The organism is Methanobrevibacter millerae, assembly GCF_900103415.1.
GTDB lineage: Archaea > Methanobacteriota > Methanobacteria > Methanobacteriales > Methanobacteriaceae > Methanocatella > Methanocatella millerae.
Genome location: NZ_FMXB01000008.1, coordinates 49,873 through 73,173, shown reverse-complemented (window position 1 = coordinate 73,173; position 23,301 = coordinate 49,873). Strand labels below are relative to the sequence as shown.

The 23,301-nt window shown below is 39.2% G+C and carries 21 protein-coding genes and 3 tRNA genes; 12 read left to right on the top strand and 12 right to left on the bottom strand.

Annotation, left to right across the window (positions count from 1 at the left end):
• Positions 1–16 precede the first annotated feature (16 nt).
• Positions 17–1,375: an MFS transporter gene (locus F3G70_RS05985; protein WP_149731792.1), complete on the top strand. Its 1,359-nt coding sequence runs from the start codon at positions 17–19 to the stop codon at positions 1,373–1,375.
• Positions 1,376–1,450: 75 nt separating this feature from the next.
• On the opposite strand, the gene F3G70_RS05980 is transcribed toward F3G70_RS05985, so the two are convergent.
• Positions 1,451–1,882, bottom strand: a complete 432-nt coding sequence (locus tag F3G70_RS05980) for a peptidylprolyl isomerase (protein WP_149731791.1) — start codon at positions 1,880–1,882, stop codon at positions 1,451–1,453.
• A gap of 61 nt (positions 1,883–1,943) precedes the next feature.
• Between F3G70_RS05980 and F3G70_RS05975 the strand changes: the two genes are divergently transcribed.
• The 3 genes from F3G70_RS05975 to F3G70_RS05965 all read left to right on the top strand — a co-directional run bounded on the left by F3G70_RS05975 (position 1,944) and on the right by F3G70_RS05965 (position 4,516).
• Entirely contained in the window at positions 1,944–3,104 is a 1,161-nt protein-coding gene (locus tag F3G70_RS05975; protein WP_149731790.1) for an acetylornithine transaminase, read from the top strand.
• A gap of 88 nt (positions 3,105–3,192) precedes the next feature.
• Positions 3,193–3,609, top strand: a complete 417-nt coding sequence (locus F3G70_RS05970; RefSeq protein ID WP_149731789.1) for an NfeD family protein — start codon at positions 3,193–3,195, stop codon at positions 3,607–3,609.
• 4 nt (positions 3,610–3,613) lie between these two features.
• Positions 3,614–4,516, top strand: coding sequence for an SPFH domain-containing protein (locus F3G70_RS05965; RefSeq protein WP_149731788.1), 903 nt, complete (start codon positions 3,614–3,616; stop codon positions 4,514–4,516).
• A 42-nt stretch (positions 4,517–4,558) separates the two neighbouring features.
• On the opposite strand, the gene F3G70_RS05960 is transcribed toward F3G70_RS05965, so the two are convergent.
• On the bottom strand, positions 4,559–4,963 hold the full coding sequence (locus tag F3G70_RS05960; RefSeq protein WP_149731787.1) for an NUDIX hydrolase: 405 nt from the start codon (positions 4,961–4,963) through the stop codon (positions 4,559–4,561).
• 132 nt (positions 4,964–5,095) lie between these two features.
• Between F3G70_RS05960 and lysA the strand changes: the two genes are divergently transcribed.
• Both lysA and dapF read left to right on the top strand, forming a co-directional pair.
• Entirely contained in the window at positions 5,096–6,379 is a 1,284-nt protein-coding gene (lysA, locus tag F3G70_RS05955; RefSeq protein WP_149731786.1) for a diaminopimelate decarboxylase, read from the top strand.
• 10 nt (positions 6,380–6,389) lie between these two features.
• Positions 6,390–7,250, top strand: a complete 861-nt coding sequence (gene dapF, locus F3G70_RS05950) for a diaminopimelate epimerase (RefSeq protein WP_149731785.1) — start codon at positions 6,390–6,392, stop codon at positions 7,248–7,250.
• A gap of 12 nt (positions 7,251–7,262) precedes the next feature.
• Here dapF and F3G70_RS12045 read toward each other — a convergent pair whose 3' ends face one another.
• From F3G70_RS12045 to polC, 8 genes are all read right to left on the bottom strand, one after another.
• Complete coding sequence (locus F3G70_RS12045; RefSeq protein WP_188118095.1) at positions 7,263–7,421, bottom strand: hypothetical protein; 159 nt, start codon at positions 7,419–7,421, stop codon at positions 7,263–7,265.
• Between the two features lie 13 nt (positions 7,422–7,434).
• Positions 7,435–8,016: a HemK2/MTQ2 family protein methyltransferase gene (locus F3G70_RS05945; protein ID WP_149731784.1), complete on the bottom strand. Its 582-nt coding sequence runs from the start codon at positions 8,014–8,016 to the stop codon at positions 7,435–7,437.
• A 1-nt stretch (position 8,017) separates the two neighbouring features.
• Entirely contained in the window at positions 8,018–8,890 is an 873-nt protein-coding gene (gene rsmA / locus F3G70_RS05940; protein ID WP_149731783.1) for a 16S rRNA (adenine(1518)-N(6)/adenine(1519)-N(6))-dimethyltransferase RsmA, read from the bottom strand.
• An 8-nt stretch (positions 8,891–8,898) separates the two neighbouring features.
• Positions 8,899–9,537 (bottom strand): DUF655 domain-containing protein, encoded by a 639-nt coding sequence (locus tag F3G70_RS05935; protein WP_149731782.1) that lies wholly within the window; start codon positions 9,535–9,537, stop codon positions 8,899–8,901.
• A gap of 110 nt (positions 9,538–9,647) precedes the next feature.
• Positions 9,648–9,992, bottom strand: coding sequence for an RNA polymerase Rpb4 family protein (locus F3G70_RS05930; RefSeq protein ID WP_149731781.1), 345 nt, complete (start codon positions 9,990–9,992; stop codon positions 9,648–9,650).
• A gap of 5 nt (positions 9,993–9,997) precedes the next feature.
• Positions 9,998–10,288 carry a 50S ribosomal protein L21e gene (locus tag F3G70_RS05925; protein ID WP_149731780.1) on the bottom strand — a complete coding sequence of 97 codons (291 nt, stop codon included), beginning with the start codon at positions 10,286–10,288 and terminating at the stop codon, positions 9,998–10,000.
• Between the two features lie 247 nt (positions 10,289–10,535).
• A complete protein-coding gene (gene nrdD, locus F3G70_RS05920) occupies positions 10,536–12,851 on the bottom strand; it encodes an anaerobic ribonucleoside-triphosphate reductase (protein ID WP_149731779.1) in 2,316 nt (771 codons plus the stop codon).
• A gap of 251 nt (positions 12,852–13,102) precedes the next feature.
• Positions 13,103–16,399 carry a DNA polymerase II large subunit gene (polC, locus tag F3G70_RS05915; RefSeq protein WP_149731778.1) on the bottom strand — a complete coding sequence of 1,099 codons (3,297 nt, stop codon included), beginning with the start codon at positions 16,397–16,399 and terminating at the stop codon, positions 13,103–13,105.
• 198 nt (positions 16,400–16,597) lie between these two features.
• Between polC and F3G70_RS05910 the strand changes: the two genes are divergently transcribed.
• The 3 genes from F3G70_RS05910 to F3G70_RS05900 are packed head-to-tail and all read left to right on the top strand — an operon-like array spanning position 16,598 to position 18,575.
• Positions 16,598–17,689 carry a hypothetical protein gene (locus tag F3G70_RS05910; RefSeq protein ID WP_223166020.1) on the top strand — a complete coding sequence of 364 codons (1,092 nt, stop codon included), beginning with the start codon at positions 16,598–16,600 and terminating at the stop codon, positions 17,687–17,689.
• A 31-nt stretch (positions 17,690–17,720) separates the two neighbouring features.
• On the top strand, positions 17,721–18,191 hold the full coding sequence (locus tag F3G70_RS05905) for a nucleoside deaminase (RefSeq protein ID WP_149731777.1): 471 nt from the start codon (positions 17,721–17,723) through the stop codon (positions 18,189–18,191).
• The gene (locus F3G70_RS05900; RefSeq protein ID WP_149731776.1) at positions 18,192–18,575 is read left to right on the top strand and encodes a GNAT family N-acetyltransferase; all 384 of its coding nucleotides are present in this window, start codon (positions 18,192–18,194) and stop codon (positions 18,573–18,575) included.
• Here the strand turns inward: F3G70_RS05900 and lysS are convergent.
• Both lysS and F3G70_RS05890 read right to left on the bottom strand, forming a co-directional pair.
• Positions 18,572–20,155, bottom strand: coding sequence for a lysine--tRNA ligase (lysS, locus tag F3G70_RS05895; RefSeq protein ID WP_149731775.1), 1,584 nt, complete (start codon positions 20,153–20,155; stop codon positions 18,572–18,574). The genes F3G70_RS05900 and lysS overlap by 4 nt on opposite strands.
• A 79-nt stretch (positions 20,156–20,234) precedes the next feature.
• On the bottom strand, positions 20,235–21,425 hold the full coding sequence (locus F3G70_RS05890; RefSeq protein WP_149731774.1) for a proteasome-activating nucleotidase: 1,191 nt from the start codon (positions 21,423–21,425) through the stop codon (positions 20,235–20,237).
• Between the two features lie 908 nt (positions 21,426–22,333).
• On the opposite strand from F3G70_RS05890, the gene F3G70_RS05885 reads away from it, so the two are divergent.
• The 3 genes from F3G70_RS05885 to F3G70_RS05875 all read left to right on the top strand — a co-directional run bounded on the left by F3G70_RS05885 (position 22,334) and on the right by F3G70_RS05875 (position 22,868).
• Positions 22,334–22,407: transfer RNA gene (locus F3G70_RS05885), tRNA-Lys, on the top strand.
• 89 nt (positions 22,408–22,496) lie between these two features.
• Positions 22,497–22,570, top strand: a tRNA-Val gene (locus tag F3G70_RS05880).
• Between the two features lie 226 nt (positions 22,571–22,796).
• A tRNA-Ser gene (locus F3G70_RS05875) sits at positions 22,797–22,868 on the top strand.
• Positions 22,869–23,301 lie beyond the last annotated feature (433 nt).

Below are 23,301 nucleotides of genomic sequence, written 5' to 3'. Positions count from 1 at the left end.
CATATAAATTAACTCAATGGAAAAGAAAAATTTAATCCTATTGATTTGTACGGTATTGTCCTTTTTTACGGTTTTTGCGGTTAATGCAGTCATGGTTGTAATTCCGTCAATAGCCAGTGAATTTCACATGAGCAACATCGTCCAGAACTGGATTACAATTATCTTTCTTTTAGTTGTTGCTGTAATGTCCGTTCCTGCAGGACAGATTTCGGCAAAATACGGACTTAAAAAGGTAACAATTCTAAGCATCATTCTTTTTATCATAATTTCTATTGTAAATGTCCTGGTTACTTCTTCTGAAGAGTTTTTGGCGTGCCGTTTCATTTTGGGAATATCATTGTCATTCATTAACGTCACTTCTATGGCTATGGTTGTATCTGCCTTCAGGCCTGAAGAGCGCGGAAAGGCACTGGGAATCAACATCACCGGAGTCTACATCGGTTTATCTCTATCTCCGGTTCTTGGAGGAATCATTAATTATCAGTTAGGCTGGAGATTCGTGGTTTTATTCGGAGTTCCGTTCCTCTTTGTGATTCTGGCTCTGCTTTTAACAAAAATCGATGATGAATGGATCACCTTTGAAAACATTCCTTTAGACATAAAAGGGTCTTTATCATATGGAATCGGAATGGTACTGTTCATGTATGGCTTTACGATACTTAATACCTTGTTGGGAGTCATATTAACCGTTTTGGGTATTATAATCCTTGTAATTTTTGGAATGATAGAGCTGAAACAAAGCCATCCGGTATTCGACATAAGGTTTTTTAAAAACCGCAAGTTCCTATCTTCTAATTTCGCTTCACTGTGTGCCTATCTGGCCACTTTTGCAGTAACAACGATTTTAAACTATCATCTGCAGTATATCAAAGGCTTTGATTCACAGTATGCCGGGATAATTCTTCTTGTTGCGCCCTTATGTCAGGTAGTGCTTGCACCGATTGCAGGAAGACTGTCTGACAGGTACGTCCCACAGATTCTGGCAGCCATTGGAATGTCACTGGGTACGGTTTCACTTATACTGTTCTCCTTTTTGGGCTATGAAACATCCCTTGAATATCTTGTAGTGTCAATGGTGCTTTACGGCGTTGGATTCGGACTCTTTTCACCTCCGAATACGAACGTTATAATGAGTTCAGTTCCGCCGAAAGACACTTCCGTAGCCTCAGCAGCCGTTTCAACAATGCGTACGGTCGGCCAGGCGATGAGTATCGGAATATTGACTCTGGTGTTTGCCTTTGTAATGGGAAACGTTCCGATTGTTGAAGAGTATTATCCTCTGCTGATTTATTCCTGTCAGATAACCTGCTTAATCTGTGTAGGGTTATGCTTGGCATCCGTTTTCGCTTCACTTGTGGGAATTAAGTCTGACTAGTGATTTATATAGCTCGCTGAGCATTTAAATTCCTCGTGACAGTTAATAAAAGGTGAAAGGTAAAAAAGTAAAAAATTACCTTTCTTCAATGTAAACTTTATTCATTTTGTCCCCTTGCTGGATTGCATTAACCACGTCCTGGCCTTTAATTACCTGGCCGAAAACGGTGTGCACTCCATCTAAGTGAGGTTGCGGGGAGTGTGTAATGAAGAATTGGCTTCCTCCGGTGTCTTTTCCGGCATGTGCCATGGACAATGCGCCGGTTCCGTGCTTGTGAGGGTTTCCTTCAGTTTCACATTTGATGGTGTATCCCGGTCCGCCGGTACCGTTTCCGACTGGACATCCGCCCTGAATTACAAAGTCAGGTATTACTCTGTGGAATGTCAATCCGTCGTAGAATCCTTCATTTGCAAGCTTTTCAAAGTTGGCTACAGTGCCCGGTGCTTCATTCGGGAATAATTCCAATTCAATATTGCCTTTATCAGTTTCAATTATTGCGACTTTCATTTAATCACCTTTTATTGTATATTTTAAATATCATTATTTATAAAAATTATTAATGATTATTATGAATACTCAAGAATTAATTAAGATTGAAGACGATTATTTCATTAACACTTTCACAAGACAACCTGTCATTTTGGATCATGGTGAAGGGGTTAAAGTCACTGATATTGACGGAAATGAATACATTGACATGTTTGCAGGAATTGCAGTTAACGCATTGGGCCACAATCACCCTAAATTAGTTAAGGCAATTCAAGACCAGGCTAAAAAGCTCATTCACGTTTCAAGCATCTATTACAATGAGCCTGCATTGATTTATGCCAAAAGACTGGTGGACTTAACCAGCTTTGACAGAATATTTTATGCAAACAGCGGCGCTGAAGCAAATGAAGGAGCCATAAAATTAGCTGTCAAATACACAGGCAAAAGCGAAGTAATATCAACAGTCGATTCATTCCATGGAAGAACGATAATGACTCTTGCCGCAACAGGCCATGAGGAATATCACGAACCTTTCAAGGCAGTCATGCCACAGGGATTCATTAATGTCCCTTACAATGACATTGAAGCCATTAAGGAAGCGATTACCGAAAACACCGCTGCAATCATCGTCGAACCTATTCAGGGTGAAGGCGGCGTTAACGTTCCGGATATCGAATACCTGAAGGAAATCGAGAAAATCTGTCATGAAAAGGACATCGTATTCATTGTCGATGAGGTTCAAACGGGCTTTGGAAGATGTGGAAAATTATTCGCTCATGAGCTCTTTGACGTTAAGCCTGACATAATGACAATGGCTAAGGGAATCGGCGGAGGAGTGCCTATGGGAGCAATCCTTGCAACTGAAAAGGTAGCCGGCGCTTTCGTTCCTGGTGATCATGGAACAACCTTCGGTGGAGGACCATTGGTCTGTGCAGCTGCAAATGCGATTTTAGATGCATTTGAAGAGGAAAATATTTTGGATAATGTAAATGAAGTCGGGGATTACTTTATCAGTGAACTTAAAAAGCTTGATAAGGAAGTAATTGCTGATGTAAGGGGCAAAGGACTTATGGTAGGTCTGGAATTAACCGAACCTGGCGCCAAATACGTTGACAAACTCCGTGAAAAAGGATTTTTAATCAACTGTACCGCAGATAAGGTCTTAAGATTCGTACCGCCTTTAATCATTACCAAAGAAGAAATCGACCAGTTCGTTAAAGCTTTAGATGAAACACTCTAAAGTTTTTTTCTAATTTTTTTTCAAATGCAAAAGCTTTAAATATGCATAAATTCAATTAATAATGTATTAAATTTAAAGTGTGATTTAAATGGATGTCATGATTTGGATTTTCATAGCTATAATGTTTGTCATTTTTGAATTGATGACTAATACATTCGTTTTAATATGTTTCAGTGCAGCTTCGCTTGCATCAGCCATTTTAAACTATTTCGGGTTTGATTTGAATGTGCAGATTATTGGCTTCATTGCAGTTGCAGCCGTGCTGATTTTAGCGACGAGGAAATTTTCAGACTCTCTGCATCCCGTTAATGACAGGAAGGTCATGGCAGACCGCCTTATAGGTAAAAAGGCTGAAGTATTCAAAAAAACAGACAAGAATACTTTCATAGTCCGTGTAGAGGGTGAAGAATGGTCAGCACATTCCAACGATTCAATTGAAGTTGGAGATATAGTAAAAGTCGTAGGCATCAATAGCATTATTTTAATTATTGAAAAGGAGGATTGATTAAATGTTATTTGAATTGTTACTGATAATTATTGTTTTAGTGATTTTCGGTCTTAAGTCAGTAAAGATACTGAGGCCTTATGAGAAGGGAGTAATCGAAAGGCTGGGTAAATACAACCGTACTGCTGATAGCGGGATTGTTCTTCTGATTCCGTTTATAGAAAAAATCGTCAAGGTCGATTTGAGGGAGCAGGTAGTTGATGTGCCGCCTCAGGAAGTTATTACAAAGGACAACACCGTAGTTGTCGTTGACTGCGTAATCTTTTACGAGGTAGTGGATGCATTTAACGCAACGTATAATGTTGTCAATTTCTATCAGGCGATAACCAAGCTCGCCCAGACAAATCTGAGAAACATCATAGGGGATTTGGAGCTCGATGAGACATTGACTTCCCGTGAAATGATCAACACCGAATTGCGTGAAGTTCTCGACGTTGCAACCGACAAATGGGGAAGCAAGGTTGTCCGTGTTGAAATTCAAAAAATCGAACCTCCTCAGGATATCGTTGAAGCCATGAGTAAGCAGATGAAGGCTGAAAGGATGAAAAGGGCATCCATACTTGAGGCTGAAGGTTACAAGCAATCCGAAATCAAAAAGTCCGAAGGGGATAAGCAGGCAACCATTCTTGAAGCTGAAGCTACAGCGGAAGCCATTAAAAAGAAAGCCGAAGCGGACAAGCAGGCATCAATTTTACGTGCTGAAGGGGAAGCGATAGCTATTGAAAAGGTTTACAATGCCATTCATGAAGGAAATCCCGATGACGGTCTGATAGCTATCAAGTATCTGGAGTCTTTAGAAAAGATTGCAGATGGTAAGGCTTCCAAAATATTCCTGCCTCTTGAATCAAGCGGTGTTTTAGGTTCAGTTGCCGGAATATCTGAATTGTTCAAGGATAATAAGGAATAATTTTGGGTTTAATCCCATTATTCTTTTTTTCCCAAAAATCGTTTAAATTTCAAAATTCTTTTTTTCTATTATCTTTTCAAGAGATGACGTTATATCAAGGCTTTTAATCTCATCAATAGCTGCCCACATCCAGTTGTCATGCTCATCGCTGATTTTCACCTCACCTTCAATATTTTCAGCATACATTATCAGCTGAACTGTCCTTTTGTGGGGATAATCGTCCTGTACGGCTTCACAGAAATCTCCAACCTTCACGTCCAGCGCAGTTTCTTCCTTAATTTCACGAATAAATGCCTCATCAAAGAACTCGCCCTTTTCTATTTTCCCGCCGGGAAGCTCCCACTTGTGGGGATTCGTTTTTGATTTGGGATGCCTTCTCAAAACCAGAATCTCACCTTTACTGTTTTTAACCACGCCTCGCATTGTAAGTCCATATGGTTTTTCCATTTAATTCACCTGTTAATCTATTTATCTGAATCAATTAATAAAATCGTTGGCAAAGCCATTTCCTTCAATACTATTAAATAGTATTCACCATATAACTAAATACATAATGCAACTTTTTTAGGAGTTTAAATTATGGATTTAAATATAAAAGTCAATGATAAAAACCACCTTGATATCGGTGGAGCAGATGCAGTAGATATTGCAGAAGAATTTGGAACTCCAACCTATGTTATTGATGAAAATAGGATAAGGGACAATTACAACAGATTTTACAATGCATTTACCAAATACTATCCTGATTTCAAAGTGTTTTATGCATGTAAAGCCAATACCAACCTCGCTGTAATGAAAATTTTGGAAAGCGAAGGTTGTTCAATTGATGCGGTTTCACCGGGTGAAGTCTACATTGCCAAAAAAGTGGGCTTCGACGGAAGCAGAATCCTCTTTACCGGTAACAACATCACAAACGACGAATTGAAATTTGTCCATGATGAAGGTGTAGTCTTAAACATCGATTCAGTCTCAGCGCTCAAAAGACTTGCCAAAATCGTAGACCCTGAAGGATTGAAAATCTCATTCAGAGTAAACCCAATGGTCGGTGCGGGACACCACGACCACTGTATTACCGGGGGAGTAATGAGTAAATTCGGTATTATGGACAATGAGGCCGTTGAAGTTTATACCTTAGCTAAAGAACTTGGATTCAACCCAATCGGTATGCATTCCCACATAGGTTCAGGAATTCTAGATCCGGAACCGTTCAAATTGGCAATCGAGTCAACAATGGACATTGCAGGAAAAGTGCACCAGGAAACCGGAATTGACTTTGAATTCGTTGATTTCGGAGGCGGTGTCGGAATCCCATACACTCCGGAAGAAAACATCGTTGATCTCGATAAATTTGCTGAAGTCAACGTAGGATTATTCAAAGAAAAAATAGAAGAGTATGACATGGCTTCACCTACAATGTATCTTGAACCTGGAAGATACCTGGTCGGAGATGCAAGCGTTCTTTTAGTAACCGTAAACAGCCTGAAACAAAGCTACAGAAAATTCATCGGCGTAGATGCAGGTTTCCACACCCTTTTAAGGCCGGCAATGTATGATTCATACCACCATATCGTTGATGCAAGCAAAATGGACGCTCCTAATACCCAAGATGTTGACATTGCAGGTAACGTATGCGAATCCGGAGACCTCTTTGCACGTGACAGGCCAATGCCGGACGTTGAAGAAGGCGATGTCTTAGGTATATTGAATGCCGGAGCATACGGTTTTACAATGTCTTCAAACTACAATTCAAGACCGTTAACTTCAGAAGTATTGGTAACTGACGGAAAATGCAGTTTAGTACGTGAAAGACAAAACTTTGAAGATTTATTGGATAAACAAATAATTCCTGATCATTTAAAATAAAGTTGATATTATGGTAGATTTAAAAGGATTAAAATTTTCTAAAATGCACGGTATCGGAAACGATTTCCCTATAATCGACGAATCAAAAGGGGAAGTCATTCCCGAATCTGACAAACCGGAAGCATGCAGAATATTATGCCACAGAAACTTCGGTGTCGGCGGTGACGGTGTTCTTTTTGTAGAACCCTCTGACGTTGCAGATATCGGTTACAGGATGTTCAACCCTGACGGAAGCGAAGCTGAAATGTGCGGTAATGGTATCAGATGCTTCGGTGACTTTGTCTACAGAAAAGGCATCTTAAAACAGGAAAAGATGACCGTTGAAACCAGAGCAGGAATCAAAACCATTGAAATTACTTTAGACGGCGATGAACCTGTATTATTCAAAGTGGACATGGGCACATCAACATTCAAGACTCCTGAAATACCTATGACCTCTGATAAAGAGGAATTCATCGACGGCGAACTTGAAGTATTGGATACAACATTCAATTTAACGGCCATAAGCGTCGGAAATCCTCACGCAATCATTTTCGTAGATGATGTGGATGCCGTTGACATTAACAAATACGGTCCGGCCATCGAAGCGCATGAAGTATTTCCAGAAAAGATCAACGTTCACTTTGTTGAAGTCATAAGCGAAAACGAAGGAAAAATGATTACTTGGGAGCGCGGAGCAGGTGTTACCCTTGCATGCGGTACGGGCGCAACGTCCACAGCAATTTCCGGATATAAACAGGGACTTTTCGCTGATAATATTCTTCTTCATTTGCCTGGAGGTGACTTGAACTTCACCGTCTATGAAGAGGGTGACGAATTGGGAGCCTTCATGGAAGGACCCGCAGAGCTTGTTTTTGATGGAGAATTCTAAGCATTCTCCTCACTATCTATTTTTTATATAAACTCCAAATCCAACATCGATTACTCCCAATAGGATTACTATCGCCAGCCAAATACTAATGTGTCCTTTGAGTATAATGAATACTACTCCCAGAATTACCAGTGCGATTCCCGTTAAAATTGACATTTTCCATTGTTCCATTTTTATTCACCGCTTATATCAAATATCCGTTTATCAATACTATATCTTCAAAGAAATAATGTTCTTTTTTTGCAATTTCAGCTATGAACCCCAGTTCATCCAGCCTGTTTAATGTTTCATCATTGTCAGATAATGAAGACTGAATCAGCTGCACAATTCCACCCTCATTTAAATGATTTTTCACTTCATTTAAAAAAAGATCGATAACTTTCCTACCATTTAATCCACCGTCAAATGCATAATTTAAATTGTCTTCAATAACATCACCTTCTTCGGTAGGTAGATATGGAGTATTGAATACAATTACATCAAACTTTCTATTTTTCACGGGCTCAAAGAGATTTCCAAAGAGCAGTTCAATGTTGTCGATTCCGTTGGCCTTGAAATTTTCCTCAGCCAGTGTGACGGCATCAAAATTAATGTCGGTGGCCGTTACCTTATCTGTCAGTTTTGAAGCGTACATTGCAACTATTCCGGAGCCCGTTCCGATTTCCAGAAAGCTTTGGCCTTGCTTAATTTCTAAGTTTTCAGCAAGCAGGTAGCTGTCTTCAGCCGGAATGTAAACGTTTTCGTGTGTATTGATTTTAAAAGTCATGTTAATCGTTAAAAATAGGGTTAAGTTCCTTTGAAATATATAAAATCTCTTCAGGGCTCAGCACGATAACCCTTTTTGTCAAATATTTTTCTAATTTCTCATTTTCGATATCATTGAATCTGGATTTTATCTCTTTTTTATCTAGATTGCAAATGATATGCCTTGAATCGATTAAAGCGTTTTTAATCTTTTTATTTTTATGCTGGAATAACGCTTTGGTGAATTTCGAATAAGTCTCAAATTCCTCGTCGGTTAAAGTAATCTCTTTCGGGGTAAGGCCTATTACTGTAGAATCCACTTTGGGCTTTGGAATAAAGCTCTCGCAGCTCACGTCGGTTAAATGCTTCACGTCACATTTAAAGTAAAGCATTGCAGAAAGCCTTGAGTAATTTTTACTTCCGACTTCGCCGTTCATCCTTAATGCGAACTCCTTCTGATACATTAATACGGCTAAATCGAAATCATAATCTAAAAATTTGAATGTGATAGGTGATGATATTTGATAAGGTAGATTGGAGACAATCTTGTTGAATTTTGGAAATTCAATCTTCAATGCATCGTCATTAATCAACTCTACATTATCAATTTTTTGTTTTTTCAAACGCTGATTCAATATTTCGCAAATATTTGAATCCTGTTCGATAGCTATTACCTTTTTAGCCCTTTTGGCCAGTTCTATTGTAAGTGTACCGATTCCGGAACCGATTTCCAAAACAACATCGTCTTCATTGACATTGGCGAAGCTGATTATTTGGTTGCGCTTGTTTTCATCAATCAGATAGTTCTGTCCTAAATTCTTGTTCAAACGTATTCCATGCTTATCCAGAATAGACTTTGTTGTTTTAGATAGGGATTCGCTACCTTTACTATTCAAGTTATCACTTATCGCCTATTATTCCTCTTTTGTGAGCTTCTAGGAATTGGAGTGAATAAATAGTATTTTTGTTTGCCTTTTTTGACCGTTGTCGTATCCAGCTCTTGCTTTACACGGTTTACGAGCATTCCGACAGGATCAGATAAGGATGGGACTCTTTCGCTTATATCTTCAAAACTTTCAAATTCTTTTTTCTTTCGTTCCTCGATAATTTCCCACATGTATTTCTTACCAATTCCAGGAATTAATTCTAATTTATGTAATCTTGTATTAACAGGACCTGCAGTATTGAAAAAGTCAACGAATTCATCTTCTCTTGAGATGATAATGTCCTTAATGGCGTATTCGAGTTCTATTCTACTGGTAGCGGTCAGGTTTTCAAAGTCCAATTTTCCTAAAACCCTGTAGATCTTGTCTCTTTTTCCTTTTCCAATATATACGGTGTCTTGAATTTCCAAATCAACTCCGTTTTTTGGAGCTAATTCAAGTAAAGTGAAGTAATCGGTACCAATAGCTTGAGCAATAGCTTTTCCTTTAAACTTTGACATATCAGATTGTACATATCCTAAACTAAGGTAATCTAGTACGACTGCATAGTCCTCAGTTTTTTGAGGTGGATTTTTTTTGTTTTTATTTCTCTTATCCATAATATCACTTCACTAATTTAAAAATCTATAATTATTTTTAATGTTTAATAAGTAATAAATATATCTAAAAATAGCGTTAAAAAAAAGTTAAAAAGTGAATAGTAAAAAAACTATTCATCAACGAAATACTGATTTAAGATATCCAGAATCTTCTCCATTTCCTCTTTATTGATTTGAATAGGTTCCTTTGCGAAAATCAATCTTAAATCATCAATGTCTTTTGGAATTAAATCAACAATATGAACAGCAACCTTGTGCCTTAAGCCAAGCTCGCTTTGAAGTTCCGCAATGATTTTTTCTGTATCTTCGGCAGAATATCTTGGAAACCTTGCAAGATGGTTTAGAGTCACGTTTTGCTCGTAGTTTAGTTCATATTCCTGGGAAAATTCTTCAAGAGTCTCTTTGACTGTGACTCCAGGAATTTCCTCTTTTTTAATGACGTTTTTACCAATCATTTAAATCATGCTTGTAATTTTAAGTGGTCAGGTCTGATAATTAATTCTTTAGCTTTGTTTCCTTCTTTTAAAGCTACTAAGTATGCTTTACCTTTGGTTCCAACGATTTTACCGGTTTTACCGTGGAATCTTGAGTGTGGTTGACCTTTTTGAATACTTGGATTAATGATAATGTGAACTAAATCCCCTTCTTCAAATCTTTGGAATCTGTTTGTAATAGGGTTGGTTCTTCCTTTTCTTTCAACTTTAGTTAATTTTTTTCTTGATCTGCTTTTAAATCCTCTTGATCTTTGCATTTTATTACCTCGATTTATTTAATGCACTGGGTATTAATTAAATCTATGTTATCAGCTACCTAGTATCGAAAAAGCCCATATGATACTAGTAACATAGAGTGTGAAAATAATTTTATCATCAGTGATATGATAATAGTATAATTTATATTCAAAGATATTAATATACTTTTGTTTTTTGATGTTTTTTGTGGTGATAATTAACGTGTGTGTTAAAAAAATGGTGTGAAAAATAACTAACGAATGTTAGCTATTGTTCAAATCTTCTTCTGTCAATAAGTTCCTGACGTTTACCAGGGTTCCAGCCTCCGGATGCGGATTTTGCACGTCCGACTTGCTGTACGTAGCCGGTAATTCTGTCATACCATTCCACATCTTCGCTTTCACCGCAGGTTGGGCAAACGTGGTTGAGTCCTTTCATTAAGGTTTTGCATTTTAAACAGAAGCTTAATGCTGAACTGTAAGCCCAGAAACCGATATCGGATTTTCTTGCGATTTTATTGGTTAAGCTCATTAATGAATCAGGATCTGAGTATGATTCACCCATGAATGCGTGGAAGATGTGTCCACCAGGGGTTAATGGATGGTATTGCTCTTCTATCTTGATTTTTTCGATTAATGATGCGGAAGTGTCTACAGGCACGTGGGAGGAGTTTGTGTAGTAGTTTGCGTTTCCGTCTCCCTGTACGATAGCTTCGTCTCCGAACTGTTTTTTATCGAGAGTTGCAAATCTGTAAGCTGTGGATTCTGCAGGTGTTTGCAGTACTGACCACCTGAGTCCGGTTTCATCTTTCAATTGATTTGCCCTTTCATTTATGTATTCAAGACATTTGATACCGAACTTGTTGGCGTCTGGGTTTTCGATTCCTTCGCCGAATAATGACAGTAACATTTCGTTAAGTCCGACAAAACCGAATGATAAGGTTGAGTTTTGGATTCTGTAGTAGGAGTCTTCAGCCACTTTCTGCTTTAAGAACGGTAATATGTGGAAGTCGTTTAGACATTTTAAACCCTGTTCCCTTCTAAGCATTAATGTTTCGGTAGCAAGGTCCATGTATTCGTCTAAGTATTCGAATACCTGGGTTTCGTCTTTGGACTGGTATCCGATTCTTGGAAGGTTTAAGGTTACGTAAGCGAGGTTACCGGTTCTTAAACAGTCCTGGTCCCAGTCGCCGGTCCAGTTATCTTGTAAACAGGTTCTGCAGCCCATGTAGTTGGCCATTTCTCCCCTGTATCCTGCAAGCATGTTTACGAAGTATGATGAACCGTATTTTGCAGACAATTCGTGGACTAAGCGGATATCTTCTTCATATTCGCTGGTCATTGTTTCTTCACGTAATGTGTAAATGGTATTAGGGAATAAGTGAGGTTTTCCTTCGTTGTCTCCTTCAAGCAGGGTTTCGGTGAATGCTCTTTGAATCAATCTGGTTTCCTCTTCGTAATCTCCGTAGGTTCCGACTACTTTTCCTTTTGGTCCGTAAGCGGTTTCGTCTTTAAGGAAGTTTGGAACTCCGAATTCAAGTGCCATGCTTGTAAACGGTACCTGTGATCCACGTGCTGCGTAAGCCATGTTGAGGTTGTAAACGAGCATTTGTACGGACTGCTTGATTTCATCGTAGCTTCTTCCTCTTGCAAACGGAGCTACAAATACGTTCCAGAGTGACATTCCCTGTCCTCCGGACATGTTCTGTTGAGCTGCAAGCATGATTTCGCCGGTATGGTTCATTAATGTTTCCATGTGGTTTGGAGCACCTGCAATTGAGGTGTGGTCACCTGTACCGTCCACTTTAAGGCCGTATTTGATGAATGTCCTTATATCATGCTGCATACAGTTTAAAGGCCTTCCTGCGAAGAATTCCAAATCGTGAATGTGAATGTCCCCGGACATGTGCGCGTCAGCAAGGCTTGCCGGAAGCATTTTAAGTAATGCGTATTGTTTTAATGCTTCATCTGCCACATGTTTGTGGATACTTTCCGGGTTGTGAATCATGTTTGCGTTGTCCCTGTTACCGTTTTCGATTAATGAGGTAATGTTGTAAACAGGGATACCTAAACGGGTGTAACGGCTTCTTAAGTCTTCAAGTCCGTATTCAACCAGTTTTGTGTTGACTATTTCCCTGATCATTGGAGCGGTCAGGTATTCGACGTTTAACTTCTTGAGCTCTTTCCAGGTTTCTGTAGCTATTTCGAATGCGGTTTCCTGACTTGCGCCGGTTTCCTCAATTAACGTATTGGCAATTTTGGATAAGTCGAATGCTTCAATAGTGTCTCTTGAAGTACGTACCTTCAATTGGGTACTTGCAAGGTATTTGTTTGCGATTTCACTATCGATGTCTTCTAAACATTCGTAAACGATTTTTTTGATTTCCTTTGTAGTGATTCCATCGTATAATTGGGATACGACAGTTGCCACGATTTTATCAGATTCAAAGAATGGGGTTTCTACCATTACCAATGACTTCATTAATTTTTCATAACTAAATCTTTCTTTAATTCCGTTATTCTTCTCTACATTAATTTTAACGGATTTATTTAAATTATTTGCAATTTCTGAACTTTTTTCCATTTAACACACCATTTTCCATTTAGTTTAGATTAGTAAAAAAAGTTGATAGAGCAAGCTATCTACTACTAATCACTTGATTATACTATTAGTCAGTACTTGTATATATTTTGTTCGTATACATACGAACAAATTTTTATATATAAATACTTGGGCTGTGAACATGAACTATAATGTCATCTGCTCTTAATTATTCTTATTAATAAATATCAGATTTTTCCTAGAGCGCGTGATAACTAATCGGTTAAAACTCTTTAGAAGAATAAATCTAAAGAGCTTTGTTTTGATTTATCACTTTCAAACAGTGAATTTATACCAAATTCCTGAATTTCCAAACGCTGTTTTAAATATGGTGACACAGGATACCTGTTAACAAGGTCCTGAGATATTCCAAGATACTTTTGAACGGATCCCTTGGAAACTGAAAGAATCAGGTTTCCTCCGCATTTTGTACATTTTCCGGTCAGCGGTATTCTCCTGTACTTGGAATTGCATTTTGTGCATCTTACCTTCTGCTTGGAAAATGCCCTTGAATTTCCCATGATGTCAGGTAAAAAGTGGGAAGACAATACCTTTTCAACGACTCCCCTTTGGTCTACGGCACGAATCTTTTCTGCAAGCTCAATCTGTGCCTCAACCTTTTCCTTCATTGACGGCAATCTTTTATAAAGGCATACTGTAGGCCCTGCGTGAATGCTTGAGGTGTGGTGTGAAAACATCAGTCCCTCATACTGCTGCGGCGTTCCAAGATGCATTTCAACGTTGTCAATCAAATCCAGAACCTCTGCAGGCTTTAAAGGATCCTTTGTCCTGTCATAAAATTCAACAGGGAACCTGTCATAGATATCAAGGTTGTGGGATTCGTCATCTATCTCTTCTGGATCGATTCTTGTGGACAGAACCAGCGGAGCATCCATACTTCCCCCTCTCGTATTCGGAAGGTAAGTTTTTGAGAAGTTAATTAATGCGTCCAGAAGCAGCATTACGGCATCTTCGTCACTGTCACAGTTTCTACGCTTTGCGGAGTGGAAGTACGGGTGAGCGTAACATCCTAACGCCTTTGTGAATCCGACTATGCGGCCCAGAACTCCTGCAGACGTGTGGGGAGCCAGTCCCGCAATCAGATGTCCAATCAAATCCTCTTTTGTCTTTACGTTATAGAATGTGTCCATTCCGTAGAATTTGCTCAGCTCATCGTCAATGAAATGTGAAGTGTTCACGAGGTATTCGGCACAGTTGTCTGAAATGACGACGTCCTGTACCCTAAGCTCTATAATTTGATTTTCATTTTCGATAGGATTTCCATAGCAGTCCTTTTCATAGCCCATTTCCAGGAGCTTTTCAACGCTTACTCCGATTTCCTTAGGAATGAAATGGGTCAGCGGCAAGTCTGTGGAGTCATGGCGAACTGTTCCGTCCTTAAATGTAAATACTTCATTTTTAGCCCTTAATATTCCCTTTTCAAGTGGTTCAGGAAGCTTTGACTCTGAAATCATACCTACAACGCACTTTACCTTGTCGACTTTTCTTACGCCGACGTTATCTGATGCCTTCTTAAGCATTGAGGATAAATTGATCTTTTTAAGTTCCGGCCTGCCCATTTCGGTAGGTGAACCGCAGTTTGGACATATTGAGCTGAAAGACATTAGCTTGCAGTCCGGATTGGTACATTTCCTTCTTGAAAGCTCGACTTTGATGGTGCCCTTTTTGGCTGCGTTTGCAACAAGCCTTTGGGCTCCTCCGTACTGTCCGATAGGAAATAGTCCATGTGGCGCAGGCTTCATCAGCCTTTCCTTTGATTTTTCAGGTCTTCCTACACGGGTGCCGATATATGCCGGAGCCTTGTTCTTGATTTCGATATTGGAAATTTCGTTTAAGGCTTCAATCGTCGTTTCTTTTTGAGGCAGCCTGTCTACCAGCGTTGCAAGAAGCGCATATGAATTGTCCGCATCAATTATTATTTGATTGTCACGCACGATATGGGGAACGCCTATGATTTCAAGTGTCCTTTTCGGGTAGGACATCTTCAATTTGATACCTTCATTGAGGCTGTAGGTATCCTTGCATTCCATTAATAAGTCATATAATGCATTCAAATCTTCAATCGTCACGTCATCATAGCAGTAAGTGTATTTGGGATGAAGTGGAATGTTGTATTTCTTGGATAGCTCAAAGGCCTCCTTGGCTGATAGATAATCGTATTCAAGCCTTCCCAAATCCAAATCGTCATCTTCGCTGTAGTTCTCGCTTTCCTTTAAAAGCCCAATCCACCATTCTTCACACCATCCTGAAGGATAAAGCGGCTGGTTGTTTCTTAAGAATTCCCCGAATGCGACAAGCATGTCTCCAAGGAACAATATTTCCACAACGTCCTTTTTAAGTTCCCTGGCCTGCTTTACGCTGTTGAGGATTACGACATCGCCGTTTTTAAGCTTGACTGTCGGTCCTTCAATGGAATCGACTGGAACAACGCAGTTTCCTTTTCCAGGATATTCGATTTTAAGCTGCGTTCCAACGGCCAGGAAGTCAAGAAGAGCCATTGTTGCCGGATGGACTCCCATTGTGGCAAGCCCGGTGTTCCTTGACCTGCCGTATCTTAGCCTGAATCCACCCTTTTCTGAAGGATATCCGAGAATGGGTCTTCCGCCAATGATATCCTGAATGTATTTTGGTTCGCTTACAACGTCTGAATCATCGGATGATTCTGAAGATTCCTCCTTTTTAGGCTTTGAATATTCCGTAAGCCATTCCCAGTTGAGACCGAGCTTGTTTGAAATCTTGTGAATCTTTTTGGATTTCTGAATAACTCCCTCAACCATAGCGAGCAGCGCCCCTCCACGGATGTTGTTCGTCTCGACACGTTCCAGATCCCTGTGTGAAACCTCGACCTGGTCTGTCTGTTCGCCAGTTACCTCAACGGGGATGTGATTGGCCGCAAACCTCACCTCTTCCGGTGTCGGTGAATACTGGAGGTTTGTAACTTCAGATTCGTAAAGCTCAACTTCCTCCACGTAACGCTCAATCTCATCTTCAATCGGCTTGAATGCATCAATGTTAATTGCTTGCCTAATCTTGTCTCCCAACAGAACGGCAAGTGCTGCAGCAGTACCTCCAGCGCTTCTGATAGGACCTGCGAAGTAAACGGCGATATATTTTGTTGAATCGAAATTGTCCTTGATTTTAACCTGGGAGATACCTTCCAGAGGAGCGGCTACAACCCCTTCTGTCAAGATGGCCAGAGCTGTTCTTAGGCCTTGGTCGCATCTTTGCTCCTCGTCATATTCCGCCTTTTCGCCAATCAGTTCGAACTTGCCTGAGGCAATCTCGGCGGCTATTTCAAAGGCCACTTCTTCCCTACTCATATCTTCCTCTAATTTCTTTATACGCTTAGCTACGTTTTCAGGACCGACAAGCCCTTCAACCCTTTCAGCTAAATCCTTTGCCAATGGCACTTCGGTTTTCGTTTCAACATCCAAACCTTTTGAACGTGCTTCATTAGCTATGTCGTATAATACATGTGTTTCAGCTTCCAATCTTTCAAAATAATCCATAATATCGCCGTGGTTTTTTTAAAATCAGTTAGTTATTATATGTATATTTCGAACTATATTAAATTTAGGGAAGTGTGAAATTTGCAACCCTTTATATATTAAATTTATAAAGATTTAAATATTTTAAAAAAGAAATGTTTACTTTACATAGACTGTTGAACTTTTAAAAATTTTTCATTGCTTTTAGTGGTGATAAAGATGGCTGATGAACCAGCAAATAAAATGTATGGAAATAAAGTAAGATTAGACTTTACTAAATTAGGTAAAAACTCTAAAAAAGAAGTTTCAAGTGAAACTGAAGATAAACTTGTAAAAACTGAAGAAAAACCAGTTGAACCTCAAGTTGAAGAAATCAAAGAAGAAGTAGCTGAAGAGGTTGTAACTGAGGAAGAAGCTGTTGAAGAAGTAGCTGAAGAGGTTGTTGAGGAAGCTCCTCTTGAAGAAGCTGTTGAAGAGGAAGCTCCTGAAGAGGTTGTTGAGGAACCTGTAGTTGAGGAAGTTCCTGAAAAGATTGTTGAAAAACCTAAAGAAGAACCTAAAAAGCAGCCTAAAAAAGATGATTCTTCTGTTGCTAAGTTGAAAAAAGAGCTAAAGGAAAAAGAATCAAAATTAAAAAATCAATCAAATGAATTGAATTATCTGACTAATACAATCATTCCTGATTTAAAGAAGGAAAACGGTGAGCTCAAACGTCTTAAAAAAGAATTGTCTGACGCTCTAGAAAAAACTTCCAGGAAATATTATAATCAGCTTGACATCAATGAAGATTTAAGCAATCGTATTGGCGAATTGGGTGCAGACAGTGCAGTCAATAAGGCAAGAACTGACAGACTCCAATCTGAATTGGACAGCATTAAAGATGGATATGAAGAAAAAATTGCCTCATTAAAAGCCAAAATTTCTGATTTGCAATCTTCAAATGTTGAAGAATTGGAAAAAACCAATCAAAAGTTAAGGGATAATTTAAAAACCTCCAATGATGAGTTGGAAGAATCCAAAAAAGAAGTTTCCACACTTCAAGGCGAAGTTGATGATTTAAGGAAAAAACTCATCGAAATGGGCGATTACAAGGATGAAGTTGATGAACAAGCCCAAAAATCCATTGACAAATTGAAAGAGGAAATAGTTACTCTCAAATCCGAATTAAAAATCAAACAGAGTAATTATGACAAATTATCCAACGAATCTCAAAGAACCATTTCCGATTTGAGAGGACAAGTTGATAAACTTAAAGAAGACAATCAAAAACAATCCAGCAAAGGCGGTTTGTTTAACAGATTAAAAGGATGATTATCAATTAATCATCTCTATTCTTTTTTTCATGAAAAACGATTCTTATTTTATGGAACTGGCCATTAAGGAAGCTGAAAAGTCTTTAAATGAAGGCGGGATTCCGATTGGAGCCGTCCTGGTTAAAGACGGTGAAGTGATATCCAAAGGCCATAACAGATTAATCCAAAACAGTTCTGTAATTCTGCATGCCGAAATGGATGCAATAGAAAAAGCCGGCCGCTTGAATTATGGGGATTACAGGAAATGCACATTATATACAACCCTGTCACCCTGTCCGATGTGTTCCGGTGCCGTAATACTTTACAACATTCCAAGAGTCGTAATAGGCGAAAACACCACATTGATGGGTGCGGAAAATCTCCTTGAATGCAACGATGTCGAAGTGGTGGTTCTTGACGATATCCGATGCAGGGACTTGTTTTTGAAATTCACCTGCAACTGTTCTGAAATCTGGGATGAGGAACTGGCTAAGGTCGGAAACACTACGGAGGTTAAATAGATGCAGGTCATCGTAACCGACGAGCGCGATGGTAGGTTCATTGAATTGTGCAAATCATATGGATGCGTATTGGACGATCCACAGGTCGTGCTGCTTTTGGTCGGACCCGATTCAACCCTGGGATGCGCCAGCTTTAAGGTATTTGATTCACAATCCGTTGAAATTGTAAGCCTGTTCATTAAATCATCTAAAAACCGTGAAAAGATTTCATATAAGTTGATTAAGCAGCTTGAAAAGATAGCTATTGATTTGGGCTTTAAGGCCTCTTATGCCTATCTGGACGAGGATGATCTTGCCCTTGAAATTTTTAAAAAACTCGATTATGAAATTGTCAAAAATGATGATGAAATTTTAATAAAAAAAGAGTTTAGAAGCTTGATTTAAGCTTCTTTTCTTAATCTTTTAACTACAAAGTCCTTGTCTAAACTTAACAGGAATGATGCTGCTCTAGGGCCTTGTTTTTGACCAAGAATCATTTTATAGATTGCCTGGAAACCTTTTTGTGGCTTTAAGCCCAGGTTTTCTAAAATTCCGTACATGGCATCGTGCAATTCCTTGGCATCGCTGAACTCTGTCGCTTCAATTAAATCTGCCAAAGCATCAAGGAATTGGGTTTGTTCGTCAGTTAACGGCAGGTTAGGGACTTTCTTGGTTTGTACCTGGAACTTAACGAATTTTGGTGCATAGGTATCTAACCAGTAAATTACGTTATCGACCCTTTCACGGTATTGGGACATTTCCAGTTCGGTCAAGTCATCAAATTCCTTATCCTCAAAGCTTTTGGTCAGCTGTGAGTTTTTCTTAAGTATTTCAAAGATTTTCTCCAAATCGTCACCTGCAATCTGGTATGCGTTAACCAAAAATCTGAATGGTGGCCTGAAAGGCAGAGGCTCGCCGGCATTGATTTGGGCTATTTCATAGATTTCCCTGAATTTCCTGTCCTCTTTTTCGGAAGGAGCTTCCTCTTCGTTATAGAACACTTTTTCAACCTTGTCAAACTGGTCTATAAAGTCAAGGTAAGGCATTTTAGGTGAGAAATCCTTTGCTTTCATTGGTTTTGACCTGAATAAGTAATAGTTAAGGCTTTCGGCCGGACCGATTTTAAGCCATTCGTCCGGAGCGAAGAATACGCCGTGGGATTTACTCATAGCTTCACCGTCCAAGGTAATCCATTCGTATGGAACTGGATAAGGTGCAGGATAATCAAAGATTTTTTCTGAAATGACGCTGCTCACGTCGTATGATCCTCCGCTTGCTGCGTGGTCTTTTCCGAAAGGTTCGCAGGTAATGCCGAATATTTTCCATCTTGCTGCCCATTCGACTCTCCATGTGAGTTTTCCGTTTCCGGATTTGATATCCATTTCGCCTTCATGGCCGCATTCACATCTGTATTTCACGATGTCTCCGTCATAGTCATAAGCGTAAGTGGTATTGATACGTCCGCACTCTTCACAGACAGGATTGTAAGGCAGCCAGTCTTCAGCTAAAGGCTCCCTTCTGTATTCGTTGAAGATTTCCCTTATCTCATTAACATTTTCAAATGAAATCCTAATGTAGTCGTCATAAACTCCGCTTTTATACATTTCGTATCCTGATTTGGCTTCCATTTCAATGCCATAATCTTCAATGACATTCAGCAATGGCTTTTCGAAGTGCTCCACGAAGTTGCTGCAGCATCCGTCAGGACATGGAATTGTTGAGTACGGCATTCCCAAATACTGGTCGTAGTCTTCAGGAAGCGGATATGGAACTTTCCTGAGCGGATCGTTGTCGTCTGCAATCCATATGGTTTTGGCTTCCTTTCCTTTTTCTCTTAATTTCTTTCCAACTGCGTTAGCTATGAATATGTCGCAAGAGTTTCCAATGTGTATTGAACCTGATATTGAGGTTCCGCTTGCTATGATATGTTCTTCTACGTCTTTTTTACTTAATTCATCAGCTATGTTTTCAATCCAATGTGTCATCTAATTCACCGTTAATAATAAAAAAATTATCTTAAAAATAAGTATATTCTTATTCTTTGTATGTATTAATATAAAAAGATTAACTTATTTTGATATCCGACATGATTTTGTCGATGGCGTCAAGGAAATCCTTTGCGATTACCTGTTTTCTCTCGGCTCTGATTGCAAACATTCCAGCTTCCGTACAAACGGCCTTAAGGTCTGCTCCGGACAATCCTTCCGTTACTTCGCTTATTTCATCGAAATCAATGTCTTCGTCTATTTTCATTTTGGCGGTGTGTATTTCAAGGATTTTCTGCCTGCTTTCCTTTACCGGATTCGGCACTGCAATTGCCCTGTCGAATCTTCCCGGCCTTAAAAGAGCCTCATCCAGAATGTCTGGTCTGTTGGTGGCCGCAACGATTCCGACGTCTCCCCTTGATTCGAATCCGTCAAGTTCTGCTAGTAATTGCATTAGGGTTCTTTGAACTTCCCTGTCTGCTCCTTCACTGCTTCCAACCCTTTTTGTTCCGATTGCGTCGATTTCATCAATGAATATTATTGCAGGGGATTTTTCCTTCGCAAGCTCAAATACGTCCCTCACGATTCTTGAACCTTCACCAAGGTATTTGTTCACGAATTCGGAAGCTACAATCTTTATGAAGGTTGCATTGGTTTCATTTGCCACGGCTTTTGCAAGCAGGGTTTTTCCTGTTCCCGGAGGTCCGTAAAGAAGTATTCCCTTTGGCGGATCGATTCCGATTTCTTTAAATATTTCAGGATTTTTAATCGGAAGCTCTACAGTCTCCTTTACTTCTGTGATTTGGGGGTCAAGGCCTCCAATGTCATCATAGGTCGTTTCAGGCTTTTCATCAATTTCCATTGCTGCTACGTTCCTGTCTTTTTTAGGTGGAAATACGCGGACTACGCCTAAATTCTTCTGGTTTAATGCTACTCTTGCACCGGGTACCAATGATTCCTTTTTAATTGAACCTGGATAGGTAACCAGGAATTCATGTCCCACTGCGCCCTGGATTCCCACCTGCTTGTCATCAAAGACTTCGGTTACCGTTGCAAGGATTAAAGGGGTCTTTTTAAATGAGTTGATTTCGCCTTTAAGCTCTCTGATTTTGCCTTCCATCTGGCGATTGGAGATGCTGGTCTTGAACTGTTCGCCTTCAATGCTTCTTAATTTCTCCATCAGCTCGTCAACGGTCTTTTCGTTTTCATCTTTTAAAAGTTCAATCGTTTCAAGCAATTCTTCCTTTGTAAAATCGTCTACAGATTCCATTTTATTTTCCCCTGTTTTTTAAGATAATCCTGTGGGTTATATAAAAATTATATTATTAATATAATATATGATTCTTATCTGCAAAAAGGATTGTCATTTGGTAAAATATTCATCAAAAAATAGGTTCTGGAATCCAATGTAATGTTAATGTAAGGTGGAATCACTTAAATTAATTAATCCTTCAGCTTCGATTCATAGTCAACGGATAATCTATGGACTCTCTGTATATATTTTCTAATTTCTAATGCGGATAAAAGTTTAGTTGTTTTAACTATGACAATATTCAAATAACCGGATTAAAAAGAGTACAAAACCTGATGTTAGCAGTATCATAATATGTGTTTTAGGTTAATATAAAGTGTTTCCTTTATTTGATTTATATATGGGATGAAATAGATTATTATTTAGATTTCAATTGGATGTGTAGGTTAATATAAAGTGTTTCCTTTATTTGATTTATATATAAAATGAAATAGATTATTATTTAGATTTCAATAAATTAATGAGAGATTGTTATGAATATTAAATGCCCGAGTTGTACAAAGTCAATGAATAGACAGAATATTTCTGCGTGGCAATGCAGTAGGTATTTGGTTAAGTCCAACTTTGGGCTTAATGATTAATTATCCGCCAATTACCTTTTTTTCATTACCCGTTATATTTTGTTTATCTTCCATTAGAGTTATCTAATGAAACTGATTTTTTACGGCTTTTAAATAATTAGATCGATGGATTAACTTGTATAGCAGATTTAGAAAATATTCTAATCTTAGCATTATGAGTTGAAGAAAAATTTGAATTTCATGTTGGGAGAGTGGTGTACGGGTTAGCATCTGTGCTTTGGAAGCATGGGAATCAAGTTCGAGTCTTGGCTTTCCCATTCAAATTTCAGAATAATTATTCATAGCGGGTGCGTAGTATAGTAGGGTAATACGTCGGACTTTTAATCCGAAAATCGGGGGTTCAATTCCCTTCGCACTCATTGGCCTTATTATCTGGCCATTCAAAGATATGCTTTCATATTTTGATCTCCAAAATTTGGGGTTTAATTTTAAACTCCAAATAATATACTGGCTTGTGACTCAGCCTGGTAGAGTGCCGCCCTTACAAGGCGGATGCCGAGGGTTCGAATCCCTCCAAGCCAATTTGGGCTATGGTTTCATTGGTGTAACGGCAACATACATGTCTGTGACGCATGAGGCAAGGGTTCAACTCCCTTATGAAACCTTTTAATGCATGTAATTGGTAATTCAATGGTGATTGGGAATATGGGAATCATTCCGCCCATTTAATCTGATTTTCATTATTCCCATTAATTCTAAAGGGCCTAATTGATTAAATATTTCAATTAGGCCCAGGTCAGATGATTATGCGTCGTTAGCTCAAATGGAAGAGCATCTCCTTTTGGAAGATGATGCGGTTCGAGTCCGCTACGGCGCACCAAAAGCAAAATATCTTGGTGGAAGCTAATTTCTCCATCAGGGTATTTTTATTGGGGGTTTATCCCCCCATTACCGCTTAATAATCAATTGAGGGAGTGGTTTAACTGGTAAAACCCTTGGTTTTTCAAGTGATACTCGTTCAAGTCGAGTCTCCCCCTTTGGGATTACATATTCCATAAATCCCTATTCCTCTAATTAGCCGGTTTTTCCGGCTTTTGCTTTAGTGGTGTAATTGGTAACATACGGTCTTGCCAAGGCTGAGATTAGGGTTCAAGTCCCTGCTAGAGCACTTAGGCCCGGCAATTAAAATGGGCAGGATTTTCCTGCCCGTTTTGGGGGGGGTATGGTGTAATGGCAACATCACTGACTCCAGATCAGTGGCTGGAGGTTCAATTCCTTCTACCCCCATACTCTAAAAATCATGGGCTGATTGT